This is a genomic window from Vallitalea sediminicola (assembly GCF_054408565.1).
In genome coordinates, this window is the sequence record NZ_BTPT01000145.1 from 1 (window position 1) to 420 (window position 420).

Sequence of the window (420 nt, forward strand, 5' to 3'; positions counted from 1 at the left end):
AGCAATGACATTTTTCAAACTCTCGTAAACCAAATCAATATAAATATGCGTACTAAGCGTGCTAAAATACTTGCTATCGAAGCCAAAAATAGACCTTATCAACTAACTATGCCCGAATGCCCCATCCTAGATGATGAACTAAGTGATGTAGAAGTACTTGAAACTGGTACTCCTGAATTTAATACAGCTCTGCTAAATATGGATATGCTAGACCCAAATGCAGGTTATAAATATAGAGGTTGGTTTGCAGAGGGTATTGTTAATTGTGTTAATAGAATTTATAATTTACATCTTGACACTACCTTTAATGACAGAATTAATGTTAATGCTTGGGTTCATGGTGCAATTTCTTTTTTTAATGATAATCCTCATAGCTGGGAACATAGCCGTCGTCGTGAACCTGATGATCTTCGTCGTCGT

Annotated in this window: 1 protein-coding gene; it reads left to right on the forward strand. The window is 35.7% G+C overall.

The window, feature by feature from the left end; all coding sequences use genetic code 11:
• On the forward strand, positions 1-420 hold a 420-nt coding region (locus ACX6CF_RS26220), incomplete at both ends, for a hypothetical protein (protein WP_458788335.1).